Annotated in this window: 18 protein-coding genes; 9 read left to right on the top strand and 9 right to left on the bottom strand. The window is 71.9% G+C overall.

Annotation, left to right across the window (positions count from 1 at the left end):
- The first annotated feature begins 59 nt into the window (after nt 1-59).
- A complete protein-coding gene (locus AB0D99_RS20925; protein ID WP_362363975.1) occupies nt 60-1,634 on the top strand; it encodes a S8 family peptidase in 1,575 nt (524 codons plus the stop codon).
- Between the two features lie 68 nt (nt 1,635-1,702).
- Here AB0D99_RS20925 and AB0D99_RS20920 read toward each other — a convergent pair whose 3' ends face one another.
- Both AB0D99_RS20920 and AB0D99_RS20915 read right to left on the bottom strand, forming a co-directional pair.
- Nucleotides 1,703-3,139: a translation initiation factor 2 gene (locus tag AB0D99_RS20920; protein ID WP_362363972.1), complete on the bottom strand. Its 1,437-nt coding sequence runs from the start codon at nt 3,137-3,139 to the stop codon at nt 1,703-1,705.
- A complete protein-coding gene (locus tag AB0D99_RS20915) occupies nt 3,136-4,377 on the bottom strand; it encodes a serpin family protein (RefSeq protein WP_362363969.1) in 1,242 nt (413 codons plus the stop codon). The genes AB0D99_RS20920 and AB0D99_RS20915 overlap by 4 nt, the downstream gene beginning before the upstream one ends.
- 121 nt (nt 4,378-4,498) lie before the next feature.
- On the opposite strand from AB0D99_RS20915, the gene AB0D99_RS20910 reads away from it, so the two are divergent.
- Complete coding sequence (locus AB0D99_RS20910) at nt 4,499-5,734, top strand: DUF4190 domain-containing protein (RefSeq protein ID WP_362363966.1); 1,236 nt, start codon at nt 4,499-4,501, stop codon at nt 5,732-5,734.
- A 286-nt stretch (nt 5,735-6,020) separates the two neighbouring features.
- Here AB0D99_RS20910 and AB0D99_RS20905 read toward each other — a convergent pair whose 3' ends face one another.
- Nucleotides 6,021-7,361, bottom strand: coding sequence for a glycoside hydrolase family 18 protein (locus AB0D99_RS20905; RefSeq protein WP_362363963.1), 1,341 nt, complete (start codon nt 7,359-7,361; stop codon nt 6,021-6,023).
- A 224-nt stretch (nt 7,362-7,585) separates the two neighbouring features.
- Here AB0D99_RS20905 and AB0D99_RS20900 point away from each other — a divergent pair, with 224 nt between their 5' ends.
- The 5 genes from AB0D99_RS20900 to AB0D99_RS20880 all read left to right on the top strand — a co-directional run bounded on the left by AB0D99_RS20900 (nt 7,586) and on the right by AB0D99_RS20880 (nt 12,744).
- Nucleotides 7,586-8,338: a GntR family transcriptional regulator gene (locus AB0D99_RS20900; protein ID WP_362363960.1), complete on the top strand. Its 753-nt coding sequence runs from the start codon at nt 7,586-7,588 to the stop codon at nt 8,336-8,338.
- Nucleotides 8,339-8,776: 438 nt separating this feature from the next.
- Complete coding sequence (locus AB0D99_RS20895) at nt 8,777-8,956, top strand: SPOR domain-containing protein (RefSeq protein ID WP_362363957.1); 180 nt, start codon at nt 8,777-8,779, stop codon at nt 8,954-8,956.
- Nucleotides 8,957-9,010: 54 nt separating this feature from the next.
- Nucleotides 9,011-9,454: a (deoxy)nucleoside triphosphate pyrophosphohydrolase gene (locus AB0D99_RS20890; RefSeq protein ID WP_362363954.1), complete on the top strand. Its 444-nt coding sequence runs from the start codon at nt 9,011-9,013 to the stop codon at nt 9,452-9,454.
- Between the two features lie 143 nt (nt 9,455-9,597).
- Nucleotides 9,598-10,017, top strand: coding sequence for an ATP-binding protein (locus tag AB0D99_RS20885; RefSeq protein ID WP_362363951.1), 420 nt, complete (start codon nt 9,598-9,600; stop codon nt 10,015-10,017).
- Between the two features lie 180 nt (nt 10,018-10,197).
- A complete protein-coding gene (locus tag AB0D99_RS20880; protein ID WP_362364069.1) occupies nt 10,198-12,744 on the top strand; it encodes a SpoIIE family protein phosphatase in 2,547 nt (848 codons plus the stop codon).
- 65 nt (nt 12,745-12,809) lie between these two features.
- On the opposite strand, the gene AB0D99_RS20875 is transcribed toward AB0D99_RS20880, so the two are convergent.
- Together AB0D99_RS20875 and AB0D99_RS20870 are read right to left on the bottom strand one after the other, a co-directional pair.
- A complete protein-coding gene (locus tag AB0D99_RS20875) occupies nt 12,810-13,517 on the bottom strand; it encodes a PspA/IM30 family protein (RefSeq protein WP_362363948.1) in 708 nt (235 codons plus the stop codon).
- 35 nt (nt 13,518-13,552) lie between these two features.
- Nucleotides 13,553-15,673, bottom strand: coding sequence for a TPM domain-containing protein (locus AB0D99_RS20870; RefSeq protein WP_362363945.1), 2,121 nt, complete (start codon nt 15,671-15,673; stop codon nt 13,553-13,555).
- 127 nt (nt 15,674-15,800) lie between these two features.
- On the opposite strand from AB0D99_RS20870, the gene AB0D99_RS20865 reads away from it, so the two are divergent.
- Nucleotides 15,801-16,820 (top strand): hypothetical protein, encoded by a 1,020-nt coding sequence (locus tag AB0D99_RS20865; protein WP_362363942.1) that lies wholly within the window; start codon nt 15,801-15,803, stop codon nt 16,818-16,820.
- Nucleotides 16,821-16,832: 12 nt separating this feature from the next.
- On the opposite strand, the gene AB0D99_RS20860 is transcribed toward AB0D99_RS20865, so the two are convergent.
- From AB0D99_RS20860 to AB0D99_RS20845, 4 genes are read right to left on the bottom strand one after another with little or no spacing between them, the layout of a single operon-like run.
- Nucleotides 16,833-17,603, bottom strand: coding sequence for a succinate dehydrogenase/fumarate reductase iron-sulfur subunit (locus tag AB0D99_RS20860; protein WP_362363939.1), 771 nt, complete (start codon nt 17,601-17,603; stop codon nt 16,833-16,835).
- On the bottom strand, nt 17,600-19,486 hold the full coding sequence (locus AB0D99_RS20855; RefSeq protein WP_362363936.1) for a fumarate reductase/succinate dehydrogenase flavoprotein subunit: 1,887 nt from the start codon (nt 19,484-19,486) through the stop codon (nt 17,600-17,602). Before AB0D99_RS20855 ends, AB0D99_RS20860 begins: the two co-directional genes overlap by 4 nt.
- A gap of 1 nt (nt 19,487) precedes the next feature.
- Nucleotides 19,488-20,324 carry a hypothetical protein gene (locus AB0D99_RS20850; RefSeq protein ID WP_362363933.1) on the bottom strand — a complete coding sequence of 279 codons (837 nt, stop codon included), beginning with the start codon at nt 20,322-20,324 and terminating at the stop codon, nt 19,488-19,490.
- Nucleotides 20,325-20,333: 9 nt separating this feature from the next.
- Nucleotides 20,334-20,561 (bottom strand): hypothetical protein, encoded by a 228-nt coding sequence (locus tag AB0D99_RS20845; protein ID WP_362363930.1) that lies wholly within the window; start codon nt 20,559-20,561, stop codon nt 20,334-20,336.
- A gap of 260 nt (nt 20,562-20,821) precedes the next feature.
- Here AB0D99_RS20845 and AB0D99_RS20840 point away from each other — a divergent pair, with 260 nt between their 5' ends.
- Complete coding sequence (locus AB0D99_RS20840; RefSeq protein ID WP_362363927.1) at nt 20,822-23,362, top strand: ABC transporter substrate-binding protein; 2,541 nt, start codon at nt 20,822-20,824, stop codon at nt 23,360-23,362.
- The last annotated feature ends 178 nt before the right edge of the window (nt 23,363-23,540 follow it).

Genomic DNA, 23,540 nt, shown 5'->3' with positions numbered 1-23,540 from the left:
TTGTCATGTCCCTGCCGTACCCCCACAGCAGCGCACCACCAATGAGGAGGATCCCTCACATGTCAGTGATGCGTGACTCGCGGCGCAGACTCGTCGCCGCCAGCGCCATAGCCGTCGCCGCCCTGGCCCTCGGCACCGCCTCCACCCTCCCGGCCACCGCGGCCGAGGCCGCCCCGGAAGGCGTGATCCTCAACGCCGGCGCTCCCGGGACGATCGAGGGCAGCTACATCGTCACCCTCGACGAGTCCGCGCAGGCGGAGACCTCGAAGGGCCGGGCGATCGCGGCCAAGCACGGCGCGACGATCAAGAAGACGTACACCTCGGCGCTGAACGGCTACAACGTCGAGCTGACGGAGGCGCAGGCCAAGAAGCTCGCCGGCGACCCCGCGGTCGAGTCGGTCGTGCAGAACCGTGTCTTCAAGGTCAGCGGCACCCAGCCCAACCCGCCCTCCTGGGGCCTGGACCGGGTCGACCAGCGGGCCCTTCCGCTGAACCAGAGCTACACCTACCCGGACAGCGCGGGCCAGGGCGTCACGGCGTACATCATCGACACCGGCGTCCGCATCTCCCACAGCGACTTCGGTGGCCGGGCCTTCAACGGCTACGACGCCATCGACAACGACAACGTCGCCCAGGACGGCCACGGTCACGGCACGCACGTCGCGGGCACCGTCGCGGGATCCTCCTACGGTGTCGCCAAGAAGGCCAAGATCGTCGGCGTCCGCGTGCTCAACAACCAGGGCTCCGGCACGACCGCGCAGGTCGTCGCCGGCATCGACTGGGTGACGCAGAACGCCGTCAAGCCGGCCGTCGCCAACATGAGCCTCGGCGGCGGTGTCGACACCGCCCTCGACCAGGCGGTGCGCAACTCGATCGCGTCCGGCGTCACCTACGCCGTCGCCGCGGGCAACGACAACTCCAACGCCTCCAACTACTCGCCGGCGCGCGTCACCGAGGCGATCACGGTCGGCTCCACGACCAACACCGACGCCCGCTCCAGCTTCTCCAACTACGGCAGCGTCCTGGACATCTTCGCCCCGGGCTCCTCCATCACCTCGGCCTGGAACAGCAGCGACAGCGCCACCAACACCATCTCCGGCACCTCGATGGCGACCCCGCACGTCGCGGGCGCGGCCGCGGTCTACCTCGCGGACAACCCGTCGGCCACCCCGGCCCAGGTGTCGACGGCGCTGACCGGCGCCGCCACCCCGAACGTCGTCGGCAACCCCGGCAGCGGCTCGCCGAACCGTCTCCTCTTCGTCGGTGGCGGCGGCACGACCCCGCCGCCCGGCAAGAAGTTCGAGAACACCGCGGACTACGCCATCGCCGACAACTCGACCGTCGAGTCCCCGGTCACCGTCAGCGGCGTCACGGGCAACGCGCCTTCCGCGCTCCAGGTGCCCGTGAACATCGTTCACACGTACATCGGTGACCTTCAGGTCCAGCTGATCGCTCCCGACGGCACCGCGTACACGCTGAAGGGCTACGGCACCGGCGGCAGCTCCGACAACATCAACACCACGTACACGGTGAACGCCTCCTCCGAGGTCGCCAACGGCACGTGGAAGCTCCGGGTCAGCGACAACGCGCGCCTCGACACCGGAAAGATCGACTCCTGGGCGCTGCAGTTCTGAACGACGGTTCTTCCGCAGCGTAGGACGTGAACAGTGAGGGGCGGTCGCCGACGGCGGCCGCCCCTTCGTCACGCCTCGTCGAGAAGCCGGTACATCGTGCCCGGAGGAAGCGCCGGATTGGCGGCCGCGTCCTTCGACGACTCCTCGTCCTCGAGGAGTCGATGAAGCCGTGCCTGCGGGAGTGCCGGGTTCCGGGCGGCGGCCGAACGGATCCGCCGATCCCGGTCACGGGTCAGCGCGTCGGCGACGGCCGGGTCCAGTTCCGGATCGCGGGCGGCCAGCAGACGTTCGGCGGGGTCCTCCGCGTCCGCGAAACGGGGGCCGAGCCCGGCACCGGGGAACTGCGGCAGTTCGAGCAGCCGGTCGCGGTACCACCCCGTGTACTCCAGGTAGCACCGCAGCAGGAGCTCCGGCGGCGCCGCGGGGTGGAACTGTGCCAGCAGGACCCGTACGCCCAGGTCGTCGTCGTCCGCCAGGAGGGCGACGAGCCCGGCGGGGAGCCCGGGGTTGTGGGCGACGCGGCGGCGCAGCAGGGGGTGGGCGGACCGGGCGTGGGAGAGCGGCGCGCCGTACGGGTCCTCGCCCAGCCGGAAGTCCCTGAGCGGAGGAACGACGTAGTCGACGGCGGCGCGCTCCTCCTCCGTCAGCTCAGGACGTACGGAGACGGCGGTACGGACCTCCGGGTCGGGATCGCGGGCGAGGAGGTCCACCAGGTCGCGGGGGAGATCCTCGCGGCGGGCGACCGCCAGCCGGGCCTTGGGGTCGCCGACGCGGGCGACGTGGGCGACGACGTCCGGGGGAGTGCTGTAGTTGTGCGCGAGGCACCACAGGTCGTCGTCCTCGCGTTCGAGCAGCAGGTCGTCGACGACCGCCCGCGAGAGGCGGCAGTTCACGAGGATGTGGCTGTGGGCGTGCGAACGCGTTCCGGGCAGCGCGCGCAACCGCCGCTCCATCTCCTCGGCGTCGTCCTCCTCCAGCCGTCTCGCGGCGGACGCGCGGATCTCCGGGTCGGGGTCGTCGAGCAGGGCGGCGCGGCGCTCCTCGGTGAGAGACCCCCACGCGCCGGTGCCGTACCGGCGGAGCGCGGCCGAGGGGTGGGAGGCGTACGCGACGGGGATGCGGCGCGGTACCTGGCGCGAGACGATCAGCTCGGTCAACTCCTGGCCGTCGTACGTCGTGTACATCCGTTCGATCACGTGGTCCGGCAGGTGCCGGGGCCACGCGTCGTCACCGGGGCCGCCCGCCAGCTTCGCCCGTACGAGCCAGAACTCGTCGTCCACGACCAGGCCCCGCAGCTCCCCCGGGACGTACGGATTGCGGGCGAGTCCGCCCCGTGTGCGCGGGTTCGGGTGGGCGAGGATCGCCGCCACGACCTCGTCGGGGATCTCCCGCCTTTGCCGGCACAGGGACGAATGGACCGCGCCGTCCCCCGAGTCGAGGAGCCGCAGCAGGACGTCCACGGGCGCTGCCGGGTTGACCGCCAGCCCCTGGAGGATCGCGCTCACGCCGCGTCCTCCTCGAACTCCTCGGTGTCGTCCCACTCCTCGAAGACGTGGTCCACCGGCTCGGCGACCCAGCCCGCCGTCAGGACGAGCCGCGAGGTGCGGTGCACGGTCAGGAAGCCGAAGGGGCGGTCGAAGCGGACGTCGACGCGCCGGACGCGGTACGGCGGGGGAAGCGCGGCCCCGCCCGCGACGGCGCCCATCACCGAGACCGACGCCGCCTCGAAGCCCTTCGCGTCGAAGCGGGCCAGGGCCGACTGGCGGGCCTCGGAGATCGCGAGCGGGGCGTCACTGATGCCCGGGAAGTGACCGTGCCGGTCGTCCGTCGCCGAGCCGAGACCGAACAGCTCGGCCGACCTCAGCAGATCGTGCTCGGCGGTGAGGGAGAACGGGGAGGTCGTGACGGTCAGCTCCGGCGCGCGCCCGTAGCTGCGCGCGTTGCGCACGGTCACGCCCGGTCCTGGCTCCCCGAGCGGCAGCAGATCGCCCGGCACGGCCCTGGCCGCGCCGGACAGCACGTCGATCCCGGCCCTCAGGACCGCGCCCGGCTCCATCTCCTCCTCTCCGAGGAGGAGATGGACGTCGACTCCGGTGTCGCCGAGCACCTTGAGGACCGTCAGCGGACCGGAGTCCGTCCCCGCCACCCCGACCCGGTCGAGGAGCGAGGTGCTGCGCCACAGGCCGTCCAGCTCCCGCCCGGCCCACGGCCCGGACCGGGGCGTCAGCGCGTCGTGCGCGAAGGGCTGGAGCCAGCGCGTCCGCACGCTCTGGGCGGCGGCGAGGACCAGTCGGGTCCGCTCGTCCACGGAGACCGGCATGGTCGGGATCAGTCCCCCCGTACGCTCCCCGGCCCACGCGTCCAGCGCCGCGCGGTCCGCGGCGGCGTCTCCGGTGAAGCGGCCGAGGGTGGCCTCCGGAAGCCCCTTCACCCACCGCTCCCGCAGCTCCAGTCCGGGTCGGGTCCAGAGCCCGATCGCGGCGGCCGACCCGCGCATCGCCCCCAGGGCTCCGAGCAGCCCTCGCGCCGCCTCCGCGGCCCTGTCGGCGCGTATGCCGAGGGCGTCCTCCAACTCCTCCCGCGCCGGGCCCTCCGCGCCGTCCGCGAGGAAGGCCAGCAGCGGCCAGACGCCGGCGGCGGACAGGACACCGCCCTCGGTGCCGAGGGTGCCCGCCCACCGCGAGGTGAGCCGGTTGACCGCTCGCACGGTCTCGGCCCGTACCGCCGTGGATGCCCGTCGCATACCGCCCCCACTCCCGGACCACGTACGATGCGCGCGCCCGTTCGCATAGATGTGCCAGTCGATTCCAGCCGTGAGGCCGTGCCGGCTGACCCGTACCCGCCCCGACAGGAGCACCGTAGTCGTGGAGCCCTCCCAGCCGCCCCAGGATTCCCCGCCGCCCCGGCAGGGGTGGCCCGCCCCCGAGCCGTCGAACCCGATGGGGGCCGCTCCCGCGGCGGGTCCGCCCGCTCCGGGGCCGTACGCGGCTCCCGGGCCGTACACGGTTCCGGGTCCGTACACGGCTCCGGGTCCGTACACGCCCTACGGCCCCGGGGCGGCCCTCGGCCCGGGGCCCGGCCCCTATGGAGCGCCGCCCACCACCAACGGCCTGGCCATCGCCTCGCTGGTCTCCGGCATCGTCTGCTGCGTCCCGCCCCTCGGCCTGGTCTTCGGCCTGATCGCCCTTCCACAGATCAAGAAGAGGAACCAGACCGGCAAGGGACTCGCGATATCGGGCATCGTCCTGTCCTCCCTCAGCTGTCTCCTGATGGTCGTCGGCCTGGTGACCGGAGGCTTCGGCGAGGCGTGGAAGGGCTTCAAGGAGGGCATGGACGAGGCGGCGAGCTCGAAGTCGCCGTTCTCGCTGCGCACGGGCGAGTGCTTCGAGGTCGACGGCGAACTGGAGTCGTACACGACCGACGTCGGGATCGTCGACTGCGCGAAGCCGCACGACGGCGAGGTGGTCGGCGGCTTCACGATCACCGGCTTCGACACGTGGCCGGGTGACGACCGGCTGGACAAGCTCGCGGAAGAGCGCTGCTTCGAGATCAGCAGCGGGTACGCCATGGACGGCTGGGCGATCCCCGAGCGGGTCTGGGACTACTTCTACATCCCGAGCCGGCAGAGCTGGCGCGCCGGCGACCGCGCGGTGACGTGCACGCTCGCCGTCGACGGCGGAGAGCCGCTCAAGGGCTCCCTGCGCGCCGACGCCACCACCCTGGACCCCGACCAGCTGTACTACCTGGAGAACCTCAACCCCGTCGAGGAGGCCGTCTTCGCGGAGCCGGACGAGGACGCCGACGCGGACTTCGCGGCCAACAAGGCGTGGGCGACCCGGGTCCACAGGGCGATCGTGGACGCGAGCAAGGGGCTCAAGAACCACCGCTGGTCCGGTACGGCCGTGCGGCCGGTCGCCGACCTGGGCAAGGAGCTCGACGCCGCCGCGAAGCAGTGGGACGAGCTGGCCCGGTCCGCGGACGCCGACGCCTACTGGGAGTCGTACGACCTGGCCTTCGAGGCCCTGCCCGAGGACATCGGCGCGGACGTGCGGGAGGCCCTGGGACTCGCGGGTTCCACGGCGAACAGCCGGTCCGCCTGACCGTTCGGAGGACGCGGGTGGGGCTGGTGACGCCCCTGGGGCCGGTGGGCGCGATGGACGCGGTGGGCGCGGAGGACGCGGTGGGCGCGGGTGGGGCTGGTGGACGCCCCTGGGGCCGGTGGACGCCGGTGGGCGCGGTGGACGCCGGTGGGGACGGTGGACGCGGAGGACGTCGGTAGGGCCGATGGACGCCGGTGGGGCCGGATCTCCTCCAGGGAGACCCGGCCCCACGGTCGTGCGTGGCGCAGACGCGGGCCGGTTGCGCGGCGGCGGCCCGCCGTGCGGCCTACCTGCGGCCGAGAACCCCGTCGACCGCCGTGATCAGCTCGCCGTCGGGGGTGTCCCCGTCCAGCGACCAGAACATCGCGCCGCCGAGCCCCTTCACCCGTACGTACGCCGACTTGGCGCGCAGGACCTGCGGGTCGTCGTACGTCCACAGGGTCGTCCCGTCGAACAGCCACGCGTGGCCGTTCCTCCAGTCGCGGTGGAGGGTGTACGAGCCGGAGTCCGCGAGCTTCTTGAGCGCCTCGTAGTCCTCGGAGCCGTTCGCCCAGGTCGCGGGAGCGGGGCCGGTCGCGGGGCGACCGAGCCCGTTGCCGCCGCCGGTGACACCCGTCCATCCCTGGCCGTAGAACGGCATCCCCACCACGAGCTTGCGGGCGGGCGCGCCCCGTCGCAGCCAGTCGTTCACGGTCTGGTCGACGCTGAAGTCGTTCTTCGCGAAGAGCGCGGACTGCTGGGCGGTCGTGGTCTCCCAGGAGCCGTGGAAGTCGTACCCCTGGAGGTTGACGAAGTCCAGGTCCCGCATGATCTTCGGGACCTCGAAGCCCGCGTCGATCTTGGCGGGTGCGGTGGGGACGAAGGCGGTCAGCTCGTAGTGCTTGCGCTTGCCGTGGCCCTTCAGGGTCTTCGCGTACGCGTCGAGCTGGCTGCGGAACTCCCGTACGAGCGCGGTGAAGTTCTGCTTGTCCTCGGGGCGGAAGACGGTGTCGACGTCGCCTGCCGAGCCCGGCCACTCCCAGTCGAGGTCGATGCCGTCGAAGAGACCCGCGGCGGCTCCCGCGCCGCCACGGGTGCCGTCGGTGGGCAGATTGCCCTTGATGTAGAGGTCGATGCAGGAGGAGACCAACGCCTTGCGCGAGGCGGGGGTGCGGGCCGCGTCGGAGAAGTGGGTCGACCAGCTCCAACCGCCCAGCGAGATCATGACTTTGAGGCCCGGGTGCTTGGCCTTGAGCTCGCGCAGCTGGTTGAAGTTGCCGGCGAGCGGCTGGTCGGCGGTGTCGGCGACGCCGTCCACCGAGCCCGCCGCGTCGAGCGGGCGGACGTAGTCGGCCCAGGCGTCGGCCTCGCCGGGGATGTTGCCGGTGAAGCACTTGCCGTCGGAACTGACGTTGCCGAAGGCGTAGTTGATGTGGCTGAGCTTGGCCGCCGTGCCGCTGGTCTCCAGGTCCTTGACCTGGAAGTTCCGTCCGTAGACGCCCCATTGGGTGAAGTAGCCGACCCGCTTGTAGGAGGGGCGGCTGGTGTCGTGCGAGGCGGGGTCGGCGCCCGCTGCGGGCGCGAGACCGGCCACGAGGCCGAGGGAGAGGGCGGCGATCGTCAGCCGGGAAAGGGTTCTACGACGCATGAGGCTCGTTTCCTGTGCGTGTGCCGGAAGGGAGCTGTGCTCACAGGAAAGTATTGGTCTGGACCATTGAGGTCAAGGCTTCGGTGGAGATCGACTCCTATACCTGCGGTAAGCGCAGGCGTAAAGGCCAGTCATCACTTCGGGTGAAACTCTGGCCCATGGTTGCGGGTGGACACCGAGGGTTGTCACTCTGTAGCTGTCCGTCAACCTGAGGGGAGTGTCCAGTGACGTTCGGTGAGCAGCCCGCCTATCTGCGAGTGGCGAGCGATCTCCGGAAGAAGATCGCCAACGGCTCGCTGCCGCCGCACACCCGACTCCCCTCGCAGGCGCGCATCCGCGAGGAGTACGGCGTCTCGGACACCGTGGCGCTGGAGGCCCGCAAGGTGCTCATGGCCGAGGGGCTCGTCGAGGGCCGCTCGGGCTCGGGGACGTACGTACGGGAGCGGCCCGTGCCGCGTCGGATCGCCCGCTCCGGGTACCGGCCGCCGTCCGGCGCCAACCCCTTCAGACAGGAGCAGGCGGCCGACGGCGCGCGGGGCACCTGGGAATCCAGCAGCGAGCAGGAGCAGGCGAGCGCCGTCGTGGCGGCGCGGCTCGGCGTCGAGCCGGGCGAGCGCGTGATGCGCACGCGGTACGTGTACCGGGACGCGGGCGAACCGATGATGCTCTCCACCTCGTGGGAGCCGCTCTCCGTCACCGGCCGGACGCCCGTGATGCTCCCCGAGGAGGGGCCGTTGGGGGGCTGCGGGGTCGTCGAACGGATGGCGGCGATCGACGTGGTCGTCGACAACGTGGTGGAGGAGGTCGGCGCGCGTCCGGGCCTCGCGGAGGAACTGCTGGCGCTCGGTGGTGTGCCGGGCCATGTGGTGATGGTGGTCGAGCGGACCTACTACGCCTCGGGGCGGGCGGTGGAGACGGCCGACGTCGTCGTCCCCGCGGACCGCTTCCGGATCGCCTACCACCTGCCGGTGCGCTGACCGCACCGGGCCGAGCGGCGAGACGCCGACGGACGGGGAGTGTCGGGTGGGGGCACCGACGGGCAGGGAGTGTCGGGTGGGGGGGCATCGGCGGACGGGGAGGAGTGTCGGGTGGGGGCGGGCGGGGCTGGGTCGAGTCCTGTCCGGAGGGGCTGGGCTGGGCTGGGCCCCGCCCGTGTCGGCAGCCGTGCCCGCAGCGGTGCGACAGCCGTGACCGCAGCCGTGCAGACAGCCGTGCCGACGGTGATGCCGATGGGCCCCGAGTCGTGTCCCGAGGTCTGATCTTCGGCCTCCCTCCGTCAATTCCCGGCCGGATCCGTACCTCTTTGTGAAAACCCGTATCCGCTGTGTAAAGGTCAGGCGTAAGGTCGGGCATATGCGGATTGCCATTTCAGGGAGATCCTTAGAGACGACCGGACCGGCGGAGGGAGAAGCCCGATGACCGACAGTGGCCCTGTCCTGGCCTGGCTGGTCATTCGGCAGGACGACAACGGGAACCGCTATCGCGTCGGGCGATACGCAACGCAGGACGAAGCCCAGAAGGTCGCCGACAGCCTCGACGACCGCGGACACAAGCAGCTCTACTGGGTCGAGCGCATCGGCCAGCCCGCGGTCTGACCTCCCGGGAGCCTTCGACCTGGGCGTACCTCCACGCGGGATACGCTCCGGACCATGACAGATCGCCGTACCGACCACGTGGCCGACCACGTGGTCGTGGTCGCCGGAGCCGTGTACGACCGGGGGCGTCTGCTGGCCGCGCGCCGCAGCGCCCCCGCCGAACTCGCAGGCCGCTGGGAGCTTCCCGGCGGCAAGCTGGAGCCGGGGGAGAGCGCGGAGGAAGCGCTGGTCCGCGAATTGCGCGAAGAACTCGGCGTCGAGACCGAGCCCGGGGAGCGCATCCCCGGCGAGTGGCCGCTGAAGCCCGGCTACGTGCTCCAGGTGTGGACCGCCCGGCTGCTCTCCGGAGAGCCGCGCCCGCTGGAGGACCACGACGAACTGCGCTGGCTCGCCCGGCACGAGCTGGACTCCGTCGACTGGCTCGACCAGGACAGGCCGGCCGTCGCCGAGGCCGGGCGCCGACTGCCGGCCGCCCCGGCGGACGGTGTGCGCGGCTGACGCCCTACGCCGTTCGTACCACCCTGCGCGCACGGGTTTGATCCCTGCGATATCTCGCCAGGAATATCGGGTATGTGGTGATTAACCCCCCGAAATAGGACGTGGGCCTTCCTTCTGGTGATGGGCTGGGGAAGTGATTCGGCGTGATCGACACCGAAGGCGACTGCGTCGAGTGGTCCTTCCCGGCGGAGGCCAACGCCGTGCGCACCGCACGCCACGCCGTGCGCGACGCTCTTCGGACCTGGGAGATCGACTCCGCGATCGGTGACGTGACCGTCCTCCTGGTGAGCGAGCTGGTGACCAATTCCCTGCGCTACGCCTCCGGCCCCATCGGCGTCCGCCTCGTGCACGTCCAGCCGGACGGCGGCGACGCCGCTCACCACCCCGCCCTTCTCGTGGAAGTCTCCGATCCCCTTCCGGATGTCCCCACCGAACGCCCCGCCGGACCCGATGACGAGGGCGGTCGCGGGCTGCAGCTCGTGGCTTGTTCTGCTCGGCGCTGGGGGACCCGTAAGGGCAGGACGGGGAAGACAGTGTGGTTCGAGCTGGCCCTGCCGGGTTAGAAGACGGGGAGGGACAACGATCACCAAGGCTCGGCCGGAAATGAACGAGACCACCCTGTGATCGTGAACGTCGTGCCGTCGGGGGCCGTAGTGCTGAATACTGCGGGCATGGCCGGTCCGGTGCGGTGAGCTGGAGGGGACGGTCGCGTGAGCGAGATACCTGAGACGGCGAGCGGCGTCATGTGGCAGAGCAGCCCGCCCGGCTCGATCTATGACTACATCAGGGTCGCCTCCTTCTCGATAGGGCCCGACGGGCTCGTCGACCAATGGAGCCGTCGGGCCGTCGATCTCTTCGGCGTGCCCGCCGAGGAGGCGATGGGCAGGGACCCGGTTGAGGCGTTCATGCCGCCCGACCTGCGGGAGCGCGGCAGGCGCAGGGTCGCGGAGATCCTCGACGGCAAGGAATGGACGGGCCTCGTCCCCTTCCGTATCCCGGGGCAGACCCGCCGTGACGGGATCGCCGAGATGTACGTCATGCCGAGCCAGACGCCGTCCGGTGAGCGGGCCGCGCTGTGCATCGTCGTCGACGTGCGGGCGCTGCGGCACATCGAGACCGACCTCGCCGCCTCGCAGGCCATTTTCGGCCAATCGCCCTTCGGCTTTCTCCTCTTCGGTACCGATCTCACCGTGAAGCGGGCCAACCAGCGTTTCGCGGCCGTCTTCGGCGGCTCGGCCGACGACCACCGGGGTCGTACCGTCCACGACTACCTCTCGCGCCCCGAGGCCGAGCGGATGACCGCCGCGCTCCAGCGCGTCCTGGAGACCGGCGAGGCCGTCACCGAACTCCAGATCGTCGGCGCGCCCCCGGGCTCCACCGACCGCCGCCACTGGTCGATCAACCTCTACCGCGTGCACGGCGGCTCCGGACGGCCCGTCGGCGTCGCCGGGCTCGGCATCGACGTGACCCGTCGCCACAACGCCGCCCGCGAGGCGGCGAGCGCCCGCCGCAACCTCGCCCTCCTCAACGAGGCCGGCGCCCGGATCGGCAACTCCCTCGACCTGGAGGCCACCGCACGCGAGCTGCTGGACGTCGCCGTCCCCGGCTTCTGCGACCTCGCCTCCGTCGACCTCTACCAGGGGCTGCTCACCGGGGACGAGGCCCCGCCGGGGCGATGGGGCAGCTCCCACGACGTGGGCTACGGCGCGGGCAGCGCCGAACTGCGGCGGGTCGCCTTCGCCAGCGCCGTCGCCGACGCCCCGCTGCGCACCACCGAGGCGACCGCGGGTCCGGGAGCGGACGGAGGCTGTTGCGGCACCGGACCCGTCGAGGTCGGCTCCGTCCACCACTACCCCTTCAACTCGCCCTGCGCCGGAGCGCTGCGCACCGGACGCGTGAAGACGGTGCCGGGCGCCGAAGGCAGCCTCGTCCACTCCACGCTCGTGGTCCCGATGGTCGCCCATGACACCGTCGTGGGCCTGGTGCAGTTCTCCCGCGCCAAGGGCAGCGAGCCCTTCGGCGAGAGGGACCGGGCCCTCGCCGTCGAGTTGGCGGCCCGCGCCGCGGTCTGCATCGACAACGCCCGGCTCTACCGCCGCGAGCACGAGCGGGCCCTCATCCTCCAGCGCAGCCTCCTCCCGCCCGGCGACCCCGAGGCCGCCGGACTGGACATCGCCTGCCGCTATCTCCCCGGCACCACGGCGACCGAGGTGGGCGGCGACTGGTTCGACGTGATCGAACTGCCCGGCCACCGCACCGCACTCGTCATCGGCGACGTCATGGGCCGCGGCCTGCGCGCGGCCGTCGCCATGGGCGAACTGCGCACCGCCGTCCGCACCCTCGCCCAGCTCGACCTCGAACCCGCCGAGGTGCTCTCCCACCTCGACGAGATCGCCCGTGGGCTCGGCACCCCCGCCGGAGTCCAGCAAGGCGCCCGCGCCCACAAGGCCCGAGGACCCGAACTCTCCGAGGTCTACCTCGCCACCTGCGTCTACGCCGTCTACGACCCGGTCACCCGCCGCTGCACCTTCGCCAACGCGGGCCATCTGCCGCCGGTCCTCGTCGAACCCGGCGAGAAGGCCATGCTGCTCGACGTGCCCCCGGGGATGCCGCTCGGTGTCGGTGGCGAACCCTTCGAGGAGGTGGAGGTCGAACTGCCCGAGGGTTCGCTGCTGGCCCTCTACACCGACGGGCTCGTCGAGTCCCGCGACCACCCCCTCGACGAGGGCCTGAGCGCCTTCCGCAACGCGCTCACCGACGCGACGCGCCCCCTCGAGGACGTCTGCGACCGCGTCCTGAACACCCTCGACACCGGGCACGGCGAGGACGACATCGCCCTCCTGATGGCCCGTATCCAGGGACTGCCGTGCGACGCGGTGGGGGACTGGCGACTGCCCAGGGAACCCCGCTCGGTCGGCCGGGCCCGCGAGCTGGCCCGTGCCCAGCTCACCGCCTGGGACCTCGAACCGCTGGTGGACACCGTCGAACTGCTCGTCAGCGAGCTGGTCACCAACGCCCTGCGGTACGGCGAGGGCGAGATCCGGCTGCGGCTGCTGCGCGACCGCACCCTGGTCTGCGAGGTGTGGGACGCCGGCCTGGTCCAGCCGAGGCGCCGCCGGGCCCGGGACACCGACGAGGGCGGGCGCGGACTGCAGCTGGTCGGCCTGCTCAGCGCGGCCTGGGGTTCGCGCCGCACCCCGCGCGGCAAGACGGTCTGGTTCGAACTGCCGCTTCCGGACGGCGACGACGCCGCGGAGCCGACCGTGGAGCAGCTGCTGAGCATGTTCTGACCAGCGCCTCACGGCCCGCCGGGCCCGGTCGGAGAGCCTTCCGCGCCGGGCCCGCAGGACGGCCGCTACCCCTTGAGCGCGGCAAGCCGGGCCTCGATCTCCGCGCTGTCGCCGAGGGCGTCCAACTGCTCGAACTGGGCGTCCAGGGAGGAGGCGGCCAGCTCCTGCTTGCCCATCGCCCTGGCCTCCTCGCGCCGGACCTTGTCCTCGAACCGGCTCAGTTCGCTCGTCGGGTCCAGGACGTCGATGTTCTTCACCGCGTCCATCATCCGGTTCTGCGCCTGCGCGGACTTGGCGCGTGCCACCAGCTCGTCCCGCTTCGTCCGGAGCTCGCTCAGCTTGGCCTTCATCTGGTCCAGGCCGGACTTGAGCTTGTCCACCACCTCGGTCTGCGAGGCGATCGTCGGCTCGGCCGTCCTCGCCTCCTTCTCGGACTGGAGCTGGCGTCCCAGCGCGACCTTGGCCAGGTTGTCGAACCGGTCCGCCTCCGCCGCCTGTCCGCCGGCCCGCAGCTCGTCCCCCTTCCTGCTCGCGGCCAGCGCCTTCTCGCCCCACTCCTTCGCGGCCTCGACGTCCTCCTGGTGGTCCTGTTCCATCAGCCGCAGATTCCCGATCGTCGCGGCCACCGCCTCCTCCGCCTCCGCGATGTTGTTCGTGTAGTCGCGGATCAGCTGGTCCAGCATCTTCTGCGGGTCCTCGGCCTGATCCAGAAGGGCGTTGATGTTGGCCTTCGCCAGCTGCGCGACACGACCGAGGATCGTCTGCTTCGACATGCGTGATCTCCTTGAACGCGATGAGCGTGACATGGTCAGAAGCGGCCGCCGCCGCCCAGCCGGCCGCGTGTGCCCCCGCCGCCGAAGCTGCCGGGCCCGCCGCCGAAACCTCCGCCCCCGAAACCGCCGCCACCGAATCCCCCTCCGCCGCCACCGAATCCCCCTCCGCCTCTGCCGGAACCTCCGCCGAACAATCCGCCGAGGATGATGCCGCCGAGCACCGCACCGCCGAGCCCGCCGCCACCTCCCACCCCTGTTACACCGCCCATCCCGTTCGGGTTCCCGTACGTGCGGACGTCCTGCTCGGCGAGGTCCTGAGCCCGGCGGGCCAGCGCGTCCGCCTGCTGGGCCTCGGCGAGCGCGGCCTGCGGGTCGTCGGCCGCTTCGAGTTCCCCGGCCTTCGCCAGCCGCCGCTGGGCCTCGGCCAGCCGCGTACGGGCCTCGCTGCCGACCGCCCCGCGATGCGTCGTGACGTAGTCGGCCGCCGCCCCGATCGCGGAACGGGCCGTCAGCATCGCCTGATCGAGGAGCGCGCGTGCGCGCCGCGTGCCCGACTCGCGCTCCCGCGCGCCCTCCAGCGCCTCGTCGAGCGCCGCGTCGGCCTCCTCGACGCGGCGCAGGGCGTCGAGCGGGTCGTGGCGGCCGGCCTCCACCAGCCGTCGCACATCGGCGACGACGGACTCCGCGCGGGCGATGCGGCCCTGGAGGTCGGCGGTGGAGACCCCTTCTGCCGTGCCCTGGAGCAGGCCGCGGGCGTCGGCGAGGTCCGCCTCCGTCTCGGCGAGCGCGGTCGGCAGTTTGCCCACGGCCTCGGCCAGCTCCCGCGCCCGCCGGTCCACGGCCTCGCTGAGCCGCGCCGCCTGGTCGACCGCTCCCTCGGCGGCCCGGATGCGGACGGCGGCGGCGCCGTTGTCACCCGCGTCGATCTCCTGCCGGGCCCGGTCCAGGTTGGTCGTCGCGAACAGCAGCCGGTCCTTGGCCTGCTCGACGGCGCCCGAGACGGGCGACGCCGCCGAATCGGCGTACCGTTCCCGCATCGCGGTCAGCGCCGCCTCCGTCGTGACCACCCGCCCGGTCTGTTCGCGGAACGCCGCCTCCACGGCGGCCAGCGCCTCGGGGGCGTTGCGCTCCAGGGCCCGGAGCCGGTCGAAGTCCTCGGACTCGGCGTCGAGGCGGGTGTCGGCCTCGCCGCAGCGTCTGATGATCTCGTCGAGCATCGAGCGGCGGGTCGCGTCGTCCTCCGGGAAGGCGTCGTCGAGCTTCTGCCGCAGCCGGAACGCGGCCGTCAGCTCCTCCTTCGCGAAGGCCACGGCCTCCGTGAACTGCCGTACCGCCTCGTCGCCGAACTGGGCGCTCGCGAAGCCGAGTTCCTCCTGGCTCGTGCGGACGGCGTCGTCGGTGGCGACCAGGGTCTGCCGGGCCCGTCCGTCCAGCTCCTCCAGCGGCACCTCCGCGGGCTCCTTCGGAGTGCCCCAGCCCTGCCCGGTCCGGGGCGGCGGGACGCTGCCGGCCGCGGCCCGCCGGCGGCGCCTGGTCCAGGCGTAGGCGGCGACGGCCCCGGCCCCGCCGACCAGGACGACGGGCAGGACGAGGTCCGTCCCCGAGGTGCCCTCGTCCGCGCCGCCGCCGGGATCGGGCTCACCGGGGGTGATGGTCGGCGTGGGGACGGGCTGTCCGGCGAGTACGGCCCCGTAGCCGTTCGCCGCCCCGATCGCGGCCCCGGCCCAGTCGTTCTCCCGCAGCGCGGGCTCGATCGCGGTCCGCGCCACGTCGTCGAGCTGCGCCGGGGTGAGGCCGGAGGCGGGGTCCGCCGAGTAGCCGTACTGCCGGTCGTGCGTGGCCACGGCGAGGAGCAGGTCGTCGATGCCGAGGCCGTTGCGCTCGGCCGTCGCGTCGGCCCAGCTCTGGCCCGAACGCCCGGAGAAGTCCCGGACGTAGACGACGAAGAGCTGCATCCGCCGCTCGTCGTAGAGCCGGTCGAGTGCCTGGGCGACCGCGCCGCGTCGGTCTCCCAGCGCCCCGACCGTGTCCGTGATCTGACCCGTGCGGGACAGGACGACGGGGTCTTCGGCGCGGGCGTCGTGCACGGCGGGCACGGTCAGCCACCACGCCGCCACCAGCACCGCGAGGAGGAATCGGGTGGCTGTTCGTGTCACATGGGGAGGCTATGTCCCGATCTGTTCACCCGCGACCGGGCGGAACCCGATCCTCGGCCCCGAGCGTCACTGTCGGTAGCCGCCCCTAGGGTGGTGAACCGATGGCCGGCGATCTTGGGGGGCACGCATGAACGGACGCGTACGAGGCTGGTGGCGGCGGGGGCGCTGGGTCGCCCTCGGACTGGTCCTGCTCCTGGTGCTGCCGCTCGCCGGCAGCGCGGTCGCCCTGCGGGTCAATTACACGGGCGACCTCCGTGACGGGACGAAGTCCCGCGGCAAGGACGCCATCTGGCTGGGCCACGCCTGGGTGGACGGCCGCAAGAAGGACGCCGACCTCGCGGCGTTCGCCGCCCGCATCAAGGGCACGGGGATACGCGACCTGTACGTGCACGCGGGTCCGCTGGAGCACGACGGAACGCTCCCCGCGGCCCGGTACCCCCGGGCCGCCTGGCTGATCGAGAGCGTCCACCGCACCATGCCCGGCATACGGGTGCACGCCTGGCTGGGCGACATCCTGGCCACCGAGGGTCCCGAGGGGCTGCGCCTGGAGGACGCCGCCTCGCGCGCGGCCGTGGTGGGTTCGGCCCGGCAGATCCTCGACGCCGGCTTCGACGGGGTCCACTTCGACCTGGAGCCCCTGCTCTCGGACGACGCGAACTACCTGTCGCTCCTCGACGACCTGGGCCGGCTGACCGAGTCGCGCAAGGTCCCGCTCTCCGTCGCCGCCCACCAGATCGATCCGCTGCCCGGCCTGCACTCGGTCAACGGCGCCGTCAGCGGCAGCGAGAAGTGGTGGTCGCAGGAGTTCTTCGGACAGGTCGCCCGCCGGGTCGACCAGATCGCCGTCATGTCGTACGACACCTGGATGCCGCTGGAGGGGCTGTACGGCGGCTACGTCGCCCAGCAGACCAGCCTGGCCCTGGAGGTCACGCCCGAGGACACCGACCTCCTCATGGGGCTGCCGTTCTTCCACGAGGACGACCTCGGCCACCACGACTCGGCGGAGACCGTCGCGGCCGCGATCCGCGGCACCCGGCTGGGCCTGGGGCGCACGGACCACGACCGCGAGCGCTTCGGCGTCGCGCTCTACGTCGACTTCGCCGCCAAGGAGGAGGACTGGGCCGCCTACCGGGCCGACTGGCACTGACCCGAGGGGCTCCTACGCCTCCCGGCGGCGGATCTTGTTCCCGAGCCAGACCAGCGGGTCGTACGTGCGGTCCACGACCCGCTCCTTCAGCGGGATCAGCGCGTTGTCGGTGATCCTGATGCCCTCCGGGCACACCTCCGTACAGCACTTGGTGATGTTGCAGTACCCGAGCCCGTGGTCCTCCTGGGCGGTCCGCCTGCGGTCGAGACCCGCCTCCTCGGCGGCGTCCAGGGGGTGCATGTCCAGCTCGGCCACCCGCATCAGGAAACGCGGGCCGGCGAAGGCCGCCTTGTTCTCCTCGTGGTCCCGCACCACATGGCAGGTGTCCTGGCACAGGAAGCACTCGATGCACTTGCGGAACTCCTGCGAGCGCTCCACATCCATCTGCCGCATCCGGTACTCGCCCGGGGCGAGCCCCTCCGGCGGCACGAAGGCCGGGATCTCCCGGGCCTTCGTGTAGTTGAAGGACACGTCCGTCACCAGGTCCCGTACGACCGGGAACGCCCGCAGCGGGGTGATCGTGAGGGTCTCGGCGCGGTCGAAGGTCGACATCCTGGTCATGCACATCAGGCGCGGCCGGCCGTTGATCTCTGCCGAGCACGAACCGCACTTGCCCGCCTTGCAGTTCCAGCGCACGGCGAGGTCCGGAGCCTGGGTGGCCTGCAGCCGGTGGATGATGTCGAGCACCACCTCCCCGTCGTGCACCTCGACCGTGAAGTCCGTGAGGTCTCCGCCGTCGGTGTCGCCTCGCCACACCCTGAAGTGCGCGTCATAGGTACTCACTCGTACAGCTCCTCCTCGGCGAGGTACTTGACCAGCTCCTCCTTCTCGAACAGCGCGAGCAGATCCGCACGGATCGCCTCGGTGCGCGTCCGCTCAAGACCGATTCCGCCGTCCTCCGTCGGGTGGCACAGCAGATTCACCGGGCGCCATGTCCGCTCCATCGACGGACAGTCCTCCCGCGTGTGCCCGCCCCGGCTCTCGGTCCGCTCCAGCGCCGCCCGCGCCACGCACTCGCTCACCAGCAGCATGTTCCGGAGGTCGAGCGCGAGGTGCCAGCCGGGGTTGAACTGCCGGTGCCCCTCGACCCCGGCCCTGCGCGCGCGGACCCGCAGCTCGGAGATCCGCTCCAGGGCCTCCGCCATCTCTCCCTCCCGCCTGATGATGCCGACGAGGTCGTTCATCGTCTGCTGGAGCTCCTGGTGGAGGGTGTACGGGTTCTCGGCGGAGGGCTCCTCCGCCGCGCCGAACGGCGCCAGCGCCTCGGCGGCCGCCGCCTCGACCCCGGCGTCGGAGACGCCCGCGCGCGCGGCGCCCGCCGCGTACTCCGCCGCGTGCCAGCCCGCACGCCGGCCGAAGACCAGCAGGTCGGAGAGGGAGTTGCCGCCCAGCCGGTTGGAGCCGTGCATCCCGCCCGCGACCTCTCCCGCGGCGAAGAGCCCCGGGACCCCCACCGTCGCCGCGGTGTCCGAGTCGACCGCGATGCCGCCCATCACGTAGTGGCAGGTCGGCCCGACCTCCATCGCCTCCGCCGTGATGTCCACGTCCGCCAGCTCCTTGAACTGGTGGTACATCGACGGAAGCCGCCGCTTGATCACCTCGGCCGGCATCCGGGTCGACACGTCGAGGAACACCCCGCCGTGCGGAGAGCCGCGCCCCGCCTTCACCTCGGCGTTGATGGCCCGCGCCACCTCGTCGCGCGGCAGCAGCTCCGGCGGGCGCCGGTTGTTGTCCGGGTCCTCGTACCAGCGGTCGCCCTCCTCCTCCGTCTGCGCGTACTTCTCCTTGAAGACGTCGGGGACGTAGTCGAACATGAACCGCTCGCCCTCGGAGTTGCGGAGCACGCCGCCGTCCCCGCGCACGGACTCGGTGACCAGGATCCCCTTCACGGACGGCGGCCAGACCATCCCGGTGGGGTGGAACTGCACGAACTCCATGTTCACCAGCGGGGCACCGGCGAGCAGTGCGAGCGCGTGGCCGTCACCGGTGTACTCCCAGGAGTTCGAGGTCACCTTGAAGGACTTGCCGATCCCGCCCGTGGCCAGGACCACGGCCGGCGCCTCCATGACGAAGAAGCGCCCGGTCTCCCGCTCGTAGCAGAAGACACCGCCGACCCGTCCGTCCTCGTCCTTCAGGATCCGGGTGACCGTGCACTCCTGGAAGACCTTCAGCCGCGACTCGTAGGAGCCGGTCTCCCGGAAGTCCTCCTGCTGGAGCGCGACCGTCTTCTGCTGGAGGGTGCGGATCAGTTCCAGACCCGTCCGGTCGCCGACGTGGGCGAGCCGCGGGTACTCGTGGCCGCCGAAGTTGCGCTGGGAGATCCGGCCGTCCGGCGTCCGGTCGAAGAGGGCGCCCCACGCCTCCAGCTCCCAGACCCGGTCCGGGGCCTCGCGCGCGTGCAGCTCCGCCATCCGCCACTGGTTGAGGAACTTCCCGCCGCGCATGGTGTCGCGGAAGTGGACCTGCCACGTGTCGTGCGGGTTGGCGTTGGCCATCGACGCGGCGATGCCGCCCTCGGCCATCACCGTGTGCGCCTTGCCGAAGAGCGACTTGCAGATCACGGCCGTACGGGCGCCCCGCTCGCGCGCCTCGATCGCGGCACGCAGCCCGGCACCGCCCGCGCCGACGACGACCACGTCCCACTGCTGCCGTTCGACTTGAGCCATGTCAGAAGATCCTCGGGTCGTCGAAGGTTCCGGTGGCGAGCAGGTACACGTACAGATCGCAGAGGGCGACGGAGATCAACGACGCCCAGGCGAGCAGCATGTGGCGGGTGTTCAGCCGTCCGACCCAGCTCCACAGGCGGTAGCGCACCGGATGGCGTGAGAAGTGCCGCAGCCGGCCGCCGACGATGTGCCGGCAGGAGTGGCAGGACAGGGTGTACGCCCAGATCAGCACGATGTTGATCAGGAAGATCACGGTCCCCAGGCCCGCGTGGCCCCACTCGTACGAGGCGTCCCGGAAGGTCAGCGCGGTGTCGTAGGTGAGGATCGCGGCGACCGGGAGCGCGGTGTAGAAGAAGTACCGGTGGAGGTTCTGCAGGATCAGCGGGAAGCGGGTCTCACCGGTGTAGGTCGCATGCGGCTCGGCGACCGCGCAGGCCGGGGGAGAGGCCCAGAAGCCCCGGTAGTACGCCTTGCGGTAGTAGTAGCAGGTCAGTCGGAAGCCGAGCGGGAAGACCAGGATCAGCAGGGCGGGGGAGAGGCCCCACCAGCTGCCGAAGACCTCCCAGTTGGGTCCGCCCCGCATCGGGACGCAGTTCTCCGCCAGGCAGGGCGAGTAGAACGGCGAGACGTAGGGCGCGGCGTAGTAGTCGCTGTTCGCGAAGGCTCGCCAGGTGGAGTACGCGATGAAGGCGAGCAGTCCGGCCGCGGTGGCGGCGGGCGCCAGCCACCAGCGGTCGGTCCGTAGGTGGCGGGGGGCGATCGCCGCACGGGAGGGGGAGTGCACGCCGGTGGCGGGCGCTCCCCTTCCGGTGGAGGGCGGTTCGGTTCCTGTGGCCAACGAGGTCTCCTAGGGCGCGTGCCGGTCGCGTGCTCCCAGGCCCTCGTCGTCCGAATCCGTCCACAGCCCGCTGTCGTACGGGGTGTCGGGGATCGTCACGATGTTCTCCGGCCGACCGGGGGTCGGCGGCGAGGGGGTGCCCCGCTCCGCCGCGATGCGGCGCTCCAGCTGTTCGACCGTGCGAACCAGGTCGTCGAGGCGGCCCTTGACTGCCGCCAATTCGTCCTGAAGGGACATGGATTGCCCTCACTTCCGCGATTGCGGGTGGCGAACACGCGCCTGAGAGTGTCGCGCGTCACACCCCGCTTGTGAAGCCATGTGTACGGGATTCCACTCGTCCGGAGATCCGCGCCGCCCGGCGGTTGGGCCGCACGGGTGGGGTTTGCCGGCCGCGCCGCCGTGTCGCCTCGGGCGGATCCACTCCTTCCTTTTCAGTGTATGAGCAATAGGTGTGATCATCTCTAAATGGCATGAAACTGGACGAAGGGGTACAAGTCATGTCCCAGGTCGGCGCCCCTCGCGGGAGGACATGCTCCAGGAGCCCCCGCTCCCGCACGCTCCGCTCCGTCGCCACCCTCACCAGCGCGGTGCTCGCCATCTCGGTCCTGGCCGGATGCAGCTCGGCCGACGAAGCCGACGAGGCCAGGGCCGCCGCCCCGGACCACGCGCCCGCCGCACGCGACCGGGTGACCGACGGCGGCACCCTGAACTGGGCCGTGGACACCATGCCCACCACGCTCAACGCCTTCCAGGCGGACGCCGACGGCTCCACCTCGCGCATCGCCGGGGCCGTGCTCCCCGCCCTCTACACCCTCGACGCGCGGGGCCGCCCGCAGCGCAACCCGGACTACCTGGAGTCCGCGAAGGTCATCGAGACGGAGCCGAAGCAGGTCGTCCTGTACAAGCTCAACCAGCAGGCGGTGTGGAGCGACGGCCGCGAGATCGGCGCCCCCGACTTCGTCGCCCAGTGGCGGGCCCTGAACGGCAGGGACACCGCGTACTGGACCGCCCGCAACTCGGGCTACGAGCGGATCGAGAAGATCGAACGCGGCAAGAACGACCTGGAGGTGCGCGTCACCTTCGGCAAGCCGTACGCCGACTGGCAGTCCCTCTTCACCCCTCTCTATCCGAAGGAGGTGATGGGGACCCCGGCCGCCTTCAACGACGGCGCGCGCACCGCCCTGAAAGCGACCGCCGGCCCCTTCCGGATCAAGGAGGCCGACCGCAAGGCGGGCACCGTCACCCTCGACCGGAACCCTCGCTGGTGGGGCCAGTCCGCCAAGCTCGACCAGATCGTCCTGAAGTCCGTGCCGCGAGCCGACCGCGTCACCGCGCTGGCCGCCGGGAAGCTCGACCTGGCCGAGATCGACCGGTCGGCGGCGGACCGCATCGCCCTCGCGGTGAAGGACTCCCGGGACGGCCGGAACGGCCAGGCTCCCGCGCACGGCCCGGGCTCCGCGATCACCCCCTCGGCGGCGCTGAAGTCCTGGGCGCTGGCCAACGGCTCCGACGAGGCGAAGGCACGGGCCGTCCAGGCCGCCCGCAAGCAGAACCAGGAAGCCATCGACCGGTACGCCGCCGAGCAGCGCGCGCTCGGGAAGTTCGTCGTGCGCAAGTCGCTGGAGCCCGCGTACACGCAGCTCTCGCTGAACGGCGAGTCCGGTCCGCTCGCCGACGAGCGGGTCCGCAGGGCGGTGGCCCGCGCGCTCGACCGCCAGGAACTGGCCGAGGCCGTCCTCAAGCCGCTGGGGCTGCCCGCCCAGCCGCCCGGCAGCCACCTCGCTCTCGCCGGGCAGGCCGCCTACGCGGACAGCAGCGACGCGCTCGGCGACCAGGACGCCAAGGAAGCCATGGCGCTGCTCGCGGACGCGGGCTGGGTCCCCGGCGGCGCGGCCAAGAAACCGGCCGGGACGAAGGCCGGCAGCGAGGCGGAGAACACGGAGAAGACGGAGAAGGGGGGTACGGAGAAGGAGGGGACGGCCGGCACCGAGAAGAAGGCTCCCGCCGACCCCGCGGAGAAGTCCCCGGCCGAGAAGACCCCGGCCGAGAAGACCCCGGCCGAGAAGACACCCGCCGAGAAGACCCCCGCCGAGAAGACCCCGGCCGAGAAGAAGCCGGAGGCGAAGAAGCCCGAGGGCGACGCCGCCTCCAGCGACGGCCTCTACATCGTCGGCGACGACAAGCCGGGCGGCACTGCCGCCCGGGACGGCGCCAAGGCGCCCGAGCCCGCGATCGGCGCGGCCGGCCCCGAGAGCGGCACCGACGTCCTCGCCCCGGCCCCCGGAGCCGCCCTGCAGAACGCGGCACTGCTCCGCCAGGCCGCACTCCTCGACACCGGCACCGACGCCGGCACCACGACCGAGGCCAAGGGCCAGGCGGCCAAGCCCGACAGCGGCGTCGCCGGCGCCTACGCCCCGCGCGGCACCGCGGCCCCCGCCCCGGCCGGCCCGGAGGGCGCGGGCACGGGCCTCGGCAAGGACGGCAAGGCGCTCAACCTGCGGTTCGTCCTGCCCTCGGGCCCTGGCTCGGAGTCGCTGCGGACCGTCGGTGACAAGATCGTGCAGATGCTGGACGCGGTCGGCATCCGCACCGAGGTCACCAAGGTCGCGGACGAGAGCTTCTTCAAGGACCACATCGCCTCCGGCGACTACGACCTGGCGCTCTACTCCTGGCCCGCCTCCGCCTTCCCCGCGACCGACGCCCGGCCGATCTTCGCCAAGCCGGAGCCCGCCTCCGACGGGTCGCTCCTGGTCGAGCAGAACTACTCCCGGGTCGGCACGGACCGTATCGACCAGCTCTTCGACCAGGCGGTGGCCACCCTCGACGAGGAGGAGGCCCGTGACCTGGTCCGCCAGGCCGACGCCCGGATCTGGGCCGCTGCCGGATCGATTCCTCTCTATCAGCGCCCCCAGCTCGTGGCGGCCAAGCCCGAGATCGTGAACGCGGGCGCCTGGGGGTTCGCGGCCCCGCGGTACCAGGACATCGGGTTCAAGAAGCCCGAATCGGCGGGCGGTGCGGAGCGCAATACCAAGAAGTAGCCGAAAGTGCAGGTCACAACCTCAGATGCAGCTCAAGTTCCTTGCCCGCCGGTGTCCCCGGCGGGCAGGATCACGTCCGGCCCCTTGACCCGGCCGGTTCCGCACGCTCAGTGCTCCCCCCTCACCCCAGTGCACCGCTCCACCGAGGCCCCAAACCTCCTAGTAGACCCTCTCGAAT

Source organism: Streptomyces sp. NPDC047971, from assembly GCF_040653355.1.
Taxonomy (GTDB): Bacteria; Actinomycetota; Actinomycetes; order Streptomycetales; family Streptomycetaceae; genus Streptomyces.
This window is presented reverse-complemented; position numbering and strand designations above follow the sequence as displayed.